This window comes from Acidimicrobiales bacterium, from assembly GCA_035546775.1.
Lineage (GTDB): Bacteria > Actinomycetota > Acidimicrobiia > Acidimicrobiales > JACCXE01 > JACCXE01.
Genome location: DASZWD010000071.1, coordinates 44,129 through 50,779 on the forward strand (window position 1 = coordinate 44,129; position 6,651 = coordinate 50,779).

At 70.0% G+C, this 6,651-nt stretch carries 5 protein-coding genes; 4 read left to right on the forward strand and 1 reads right to left on the reverse strand.

Features of this window, described 5'->3' with window-relative positions:
* Positions 1-5: 5 nt before the first annotated feature.
* Positions 6-1,616 carry an ABC transporter substrate-binding protein gene (locus tag VHC63_17620; GenBank protein HVV38433.1) on the reverse strand — a complete coding sequence of 537 codons (1,611 nt, stop codon included), beginning with the start codon at positions 1,614-1,616 and terminating at the stop codon, positions 6-8.
* 177 nt (positions 1,617-1,793) lie between these two features.
* Here VHC63_17620 and VHC63_17625 point away from each other — a divergent pair, with 177 nt between their 5' ends.
* The 4 genes from VHC63_17625 to VHC63_17640 all read left to right on the forward strand — a co-directional run.
* On the forward strand, positions 1,794-2,558 hold the full coding sequence (locus VHC63_17625) for a glycosyltransferase family 2 protein (GenBank protein ID HVV38434.1): 765 nt from the start codon (positions 1,794-1,796) through the stop codon (positions 2,556-2,558).
* Positions 2,555-3,868, forward strand: a complete 1,314-nt coding sequence (locus VHC63_17630) for an NAD(P)/FAD-dependent oxidoreductase (protein HVV38435.1) — start codon at positions 2,555-2,557, stop codon at positions 3,866-3,868. The genes VHC63_17625 and VHC63_17630 overlap by 4 nt, the downstream gene beginning before the upstream one ends.
* 146 nt (positions 3,869-4,014) lie before the next feature.
* On the forward strand, positions 4,015-4,767 hold the full coding sequence (locus VHC63_17635; protein HVV38436.1) for a class I SAM-dependent methyltransferase: 753 nt from the start codon (positions 4,015-4,017) through the stop codon (positions 4,765-4,767).
* Positions 4,764-6,651 (forward strand): hypothetical protein (locus tag VHC63_17640; protein ID HVV38437.1); only part of this gene is annotated, 1,888 nt, incomplete at its 3' end. The genes VHC63_17635 and VHC63_17640, both read left to right, overlap by 4 nt.

The window sequence follows — 6,651 nt, forward strand, 5'->3', positions numbered from 1 at the left end:
GCTGGTTAGTTGACGCCCACGTGCGTCAGCAGGAAGAAGCCGCCGATGGTGTGGTCGACGCCCGCGGCGCCGTCGGGCAACGTCCAGTTGGTCACGCCCTTCACCTTCGGCTTGAAGGCGATCTGCCACGCCGTCTCGCCGAGCCACAGGTACGGGAAGTCCTTCGTGCCGAACTGCTTGGCGATGTCCTCGTACGCCGCCTTACGGTCGGCGTCGTTGGGCGACGTGCGGCCCTTCAGCAGGTCAGCGTCGACCTGCGGGTCCTTGTTGCGGGCGAAGTTGAGCGCCAGCTGACCGATCGGCGACGCCGTCTTGGACGTCCACCACACGAAGTCGGCGTCAGGATCCGGCTCGCCGAACTGCCGCCAGTCGTAGGCGTCGTAGGCGCCGTTGAGCGCGTTCAGGATGTACTCGCTCTGCTGGACCTGCTTGATGGTGACGTTGATGCCGGCGTCCTTCCACATCGACTGGATGAGCGACATGTCCTGGAGGTTGCGGCCCGTGTTGGTCGTACCGAGTTCGAACGAAATCGTGTTGACGCCCTTGTCCTTCTCGTACGCCGCCACGAGATCCTTGGCCTTCTGGAGGCTGAAGCTCGGGTAGCCGGTGTCGCCGTGGAACGCCGAGCCGACGTTGCCGAAGGGGCCCGTCGAGTCGGGGGTGAGACCGAAGTCGATGGTGTCGTTCACCCGCTTGCGGTCGGTGGCGTAGGCCAGCGCTTGGCGCACCCGCACGTCGTCGAGCGGCGCCTTGGCGGTGTTGAGCATGATGAAGTGCTCTTCGCCTTCGCCGGCGACCTTCTCGTCGGTGATCGAGGCGATCGACCCGTTGCCCTTGAGGTCCTTGATCGTCTGCACGTCGGACGAGTGCATGAGGTCGATGGTGCCGGCCTTGAGACTGGATTCACGCGACTGGGTCTCGACGATCGGGCGCAACTCGACGGAGTCGAGGTACGGCAGGCCCTTCTGCCAGTAGTTCGGGTTCTTGGTGGCGATCATGTGATTGCCCGGGACCCACTCCTTGAGGATGAACGGGCCCGTCCCGATCGGGTTGCGGGGCGCGTTCTTGGGGTCGTCGAGCATCTTGTGCGAGAACACGAAGCCCAACTGGCCGGTGAGGTAGCTCGGGAACGGCACCCACGGGCCCGCCATGGTGAACTGCGCCGTCAGGTCGTCGACCTTGGTGACGGACTTCAGGTAGCCCGCGATCGCGGGACTGGTGAGCGGCGACTTGAGGTGGGCGGTCCAGTCGGCCACGACGTCGTCGGCCGTGAGCGGGTCACCGTTGCTGAACTTCACGTTCGGGCGCAGCTTGACGGTCCACACCGAGTAGTCGGCGTTGTGGTCAATCGACTCGGCGAGGTACGGGTGCACCTTGCCGTCTTTGCCGAAGGTCCCGAGCGAGTCGTAGACGATCGACGCGTAGGTCAGACCGGTGACGTCCATGCGGTTCTGCGTCGGATCGAAACCGTCGACTTCCGCCTCGACACCCATCACGAGCTTGCCGCCCGCTTTGGGCGTTTCGGTCGAGACCGAAGCACCTCCGCCGTCGCTGCTGGATTTGTTGTCCGAGCCGCACCCGGCAGCGAGGAGCGAAAGAGCGAGGATCGCGGCCATCGCCTTCGCGACGGTTCTTGCTCGGGACGTAGCACTCATAGTTGCTCTCTCCTGTCGCCCCAGCCCGTTTGGTTTTGTCGTGAACTTAGCGTGACGAATGTGTGACGCGGGCGGACGCTCTCACCACAGAGCCAGAGGACGCGCAACTGGGCACACCAGCCGTTTAGTGTCCTACCGGTGGCGAACACGACGCCGGGGCCCTCCTCGTTCTCGATTTCGATTGTGCTGCCCGCCCTCAACGAGGAGGCAAACATCGAACAAGCGCTGAAGTCGGCCACCACCGTGGCGGACCGCCTCTGCCGCGACCACGAGATCCTCGTCGTCGACGACGGGTCGACCGACGGCACGGCGACGGTCGTGCGCGCCGCGGCTGCGGCCGATACCCGCGTCAAGTTGCTCTCTCATCCGTTCAACCGTGGGTACGGCGAAGCACTGCGAACCGGGTTCCGCGCCGCCACAATGGATCTGGTGTTCTTCACCGACGCCGACAACCAGTTCGACCTGAACGAGCTGGAGGCGTTCCTGCCCTTCGCCGCCACCGTCGACGTGGTCGCGGGCTACCGCATCAACCGTCAGGATCCGCCGCTGCGGCGCCTCGCGGCGTGGGCCTGGAATCACCTGGTCCGGGTGGTGTTCTACGTCCCCGTGCGCGACATCGACTGCGCCTTCAAGCTGTTCCGCCGCGACGTGTTCGAAGACATCGACCTCGAGAGCGTCGGTGCCATGGTCAACACCGAGCTGATGGTGAAGGTCGGGCGCTCCGGGCGCAGCATCGTGGAACTCGGTGTGCGGCACTACCCCCGCCTGGCCGGATCGCCCCGCGGCGCCCACCCCAAGGTTGTGGCGCGGGCCCTGTACGAACTGGTGCGCATGCGGGGCCGCCTGCGCGGCGTCGGACCGGGTCGCGCGGGCGACCTCATGCAGCCGAGACCCGATTCGTGACGTGGCGCGTGGCGGTGGTCGGCGGCGGCATCGGCGGTGCCGCGGCGGCGCGCCGGCTCGCAGGAGACGGAGCGGAAGTCACCTTGCTCGAGCGCTCGCCCACGCTCGGCGGGCTCGTCGTGAGCTTCGCCGTCGGCGGCACGCCGCTCGAATGCTTCTACCACCACGTGTTCCCGCACGAGCACCACGTGATTGGCCTTATCGACGAACTCGGGCTCGGCGCGGACCTCGACTGGCACGCCACGAACATGGGCGTATTCGTCGACGGGAAGCCGTGGCCCTTCACGTCGCCGCTCGACCTCCTGCGCTTCCGGCCGCTGCCGTTTGTCGACCGCCTGCGCACCGGCGTCGGCGCGCTCCGGCTCGGGCGCGTCAAGGACTGGCAAGCGCTCGACGACGTAGCAGCGCGCGACTGGCTCACCGCCTACACCAGCCCGCGCGCCGGCACACTCGTGTGGGATCCGCTGCTGCGCGCCAAGTTCGGTTCCGCCGCGCCCGCGGTCCCGGCAGCGTGGATGTGGGGACGCTTCCAGCAACGCGCCGCGGCGCGCAGCGCCGGCCGCGAGAAGCTCGGATACCTCCGCGGGGGTTTTCGTCGCCTCTTCGACGCACTCGACACCGATCTGCGGGCGCGCGGCGTCGACGTCCGTCTCGGCTGCGCGGTGGAGTCGATCGTGGTCGAGGGCACGCGCGTGGTCGGCGTGCGCGTCAGCGGCGAGACGCTCGCGTTCGATCACGTTGTCTTCGCGGGGACGCTCAACGGGCTCGCGTCTCTGGTGCCGGCGCAGCATCACGACGCGCGATGGACGGCGATCGACGCGCTCGGCGTGCAGTGCGTCGTGCTCGAGCTCGCGCGGCCGTTGACCGACGCCTACTGGACCAACGTCTGCGACGCCCGCCTTCCGTTCGGCGGCATCATCGAACACACGAACATGATCCCGGCGGCGGACTACGGCGGGCGCCACGTCGTGTACCTGAGTCGCTACTTCACGGCCGAAGAGCCGTTGGCTCACGCGGACCCGGCGCAAGAGACACAGCGCTGGATCGACGCGCTCGCCGCGACGTTCCCCGGCTTCGATCGCCGCGACGTACTCGCCGCGCACCCGTTCAAGACGCCGTACGCTGCGCCCGTCGTCACGCGCGGATACGCGTCGAAGATCCCGCCGGCGGCGACGCACCTCGACGGCCTGACGATCAGCACGACCGCGCAGATCTACCCGCAGGATCGCGGCATGAGCGAGGCGATCCGCACCGGCTTGGTGGCCGCCGGTATCGCGCGCGCCCGCGCCCACGCGCCGCGCCCGGCATGACGTGGGCGTGCCCCGTGTGTCACGGGACCGACGCAGCGACGCGCTGGACCGGCCTACCTACTGCGGCCGCCGACGACCTGCGCCCGAGTTCGGAGCAGTTCGGCGCCACGCTCGCAGCGACACTGCGGTGCGGGTCGTGCGGGCACGTGAGTCTCGCGGCCGCGCCCGCCGAGGAGGTGCTCGCCGAGTCGTACGGCGACACCGCCGACCCGGTGTCGCTGCGCGAGGAAGCCGGCCAGGTGGAAACCGCACGGCGCGCCCTCGCCGTCGCCGAGCGGTTTGTGACGCCGGGTCGGCTCGCCGACCTCGGATGCTGGACCGGCTCCCTGCTCGTGGCGGCCCGCGCCCGCGGGTGGGACGTGACCGGCGTCGAGCCGTCGCGCTGGGCGTCGGAGCGGGCGCGCGCCCGCGGGCTCGACGTCGTCACCGCGGACCTGCACGACCTCGCACTCCCCCGCGGCGTGTTCCGGCTCGTGGCGATGTGCGACGTGATCGAACACCTCGTCGACCCCGGCGCGGCGCTGGCCACCGTCAGGGAACTGCTCGATCCGCAGGGCGCGTTGCTGCTGACGCTGCCCGACGCCGGCAGCCGCGTCGCGCGCGTGCTCGGCCGCCGCTGGTGGTCGGTGTTGCCGATGCACGTGCAGTACTTCAGCCGCGCCTCGCTCACCGAACTCCTGAGGCGCCACGGCTTCGACGTGCGGCTCGTCACCACTCACGCCAAGGTCTTCTCGCTGCGTTACTACGTCGAGCGTCTCGGCGGCTACTCCGACGCCGTCGCCCGCGCCGCGGTCGGCGCGGTGACGCGCTTCGGCTGGGCGGAACGGCTCGTCGCTCCCGACTTCCGTGATCGGATGCTCGTCGTCGCCACGCCCACCGCTGCGGACGCCGCCGCGTGAGCGTCGCCGCCTACGCCGCCGGGGTCGCCTCGTTCCTCCTCGTCGTTGGCCCGTGGGCGTGGGCAGGCCGGACGGTGGCGCGCACGGTCGGCGGGCGGTGGCCGACGGCGGACCGCGCGCTCGCGGCGTGCGTTGTCGCCCTCGCGGGCCTCGTCGTGACCGCTGAAGCCGTGGGTTGCGTCGGGCAGTTCCGCCGCGTACCGCTGGCGCTCGCGTGCGTCGCGGCCGCGGCGGCGACGGTGGTGCTCGCGCGCCGCTTCGCCGCGCCGGCGCGGCCCGTAGCGGCGCGCCCGCGCACCGTCGTGTGGCAAGGCCTGCCCCTCGCCGCCAAACTGGCGGTCGTCGCCGGTTGCCTCGCCGCGGCGCAATGGTCGCTCGGCTCCTGGACCGCACTCCGTCACGGGATCCTCGACGTCGACTCGGTGTCGTACCACCTCCCGCAGGCGGTGCGGTTCGTCCAGGACCATCGCACGACGTCGCTCGCCTACGCCAGCGCCAACGCCGGCACCGCCTACTACCCGGCCAACTCCGAGCTGCTGCACGCCATCGCCATGGTGACGCTGCGCAGCGACGTGCTATCGCCCTTCATCACGTTCTTCTCCATGGTGCTCGGCCTCCTGGCCGCGTACTGCGCCGGCCGCCGCGTCGCCGCCGGAGCGACTGCGGTCATCGGCTACAGCATCCTCCTCCTGGCGCCGCTCTTCGCCGCCGGCATCGGTGGGTCGGCCTTCAGCGACTTCACGGCGATCACGCTGTTCGTCGCCGCGCTCGCGTTCGCGTTCCGACTCGACGAGCCCGAGGCACCCGCCGCACTGGCGCTCGCCGGATTGGCGGCGGGTTTCGCGCTCGGCACCAAGCTGACGATGGTCGCCCCCGTGGGCGGTCTCGCGGTGACCATCTGGTGGCTCACCCGGCGTCGCCTGGTCGACGCGTCGCTCTTCACCGGTGGCCTCGTCGTCGGTGGGGCGTTCTGGTTCGTCCGCAATCTCGTGCAGGTCGGCAATCCCGTGCCGACGCTGCACACCGGCATCCTGCCCGCGCCGCCGATGACGCTGCTGCAGCTCACCGCCCCGTCGGTGGCCGACAATCTGAGCCGGCACGCCTTCGTGTTCCACAGCGCACCCCAAGGACTCCTGCGCTTCTTCGGCGTCGCGTGGCCGGTGGTGCTCCTGCTCGTCGGGTTCGCGATCGTGGCGTGGCTGGTCGCGCTCCGAAGCGACGCCGCGACCCCGCACCGCGCGTTGCTCGTCGGGGTCACGCTGACGATCGCGGCGTCGGTGGCGGCGTATGTGGTTACGCCGACGACTGCGGGCGACACCACCGGGCACGCGTTCTTGTTCGCCTACAACCTGCGTTACGCGCTGCCGGCGTTTATCGCCGCGTTCGTCCTCTTGCCCGGGCTCCCGCTCCTGCGGGACAAGCAGGACGCCGTCGCCGCCGTCGGCGTGGCCCTCGTGGCCGCGGCGTTGCTGAGCACGCCGCGAGTGGAACTGCGCGCCCTCGCCGTCGCCGCGCTACTGGTCGCCGTCGTGCTGCTGGCGGTCTCGCTGCCGGCGGCGATGCGGCGCGGCGCCCTGGCCGGGCTCGCCGTCGTCGCGCTAATCGCGGGTCTTCCCGTGATACACGCCTTCGAGCGCAACCGCTTCGCCGACGTGTCGACGCCGCGGGCGAAGCTGTTCGCATGGGGACGGTTCGTCCCGCCGCACACGCGGGTGGCGCTCGTCGGGCTCGCGCTCCAGTATCCGTTCACCGGACCGCACTTCGAAACACGCGTCGAGTATCTCGGACAATTCCGGGCGCACCACGAGTTCACGAACTTCACGTCGTGCGCCGCGTGGCGGCGGGCGCTGCGGCTCGGCGACTACGACTTCGTCGTCGCCGAGC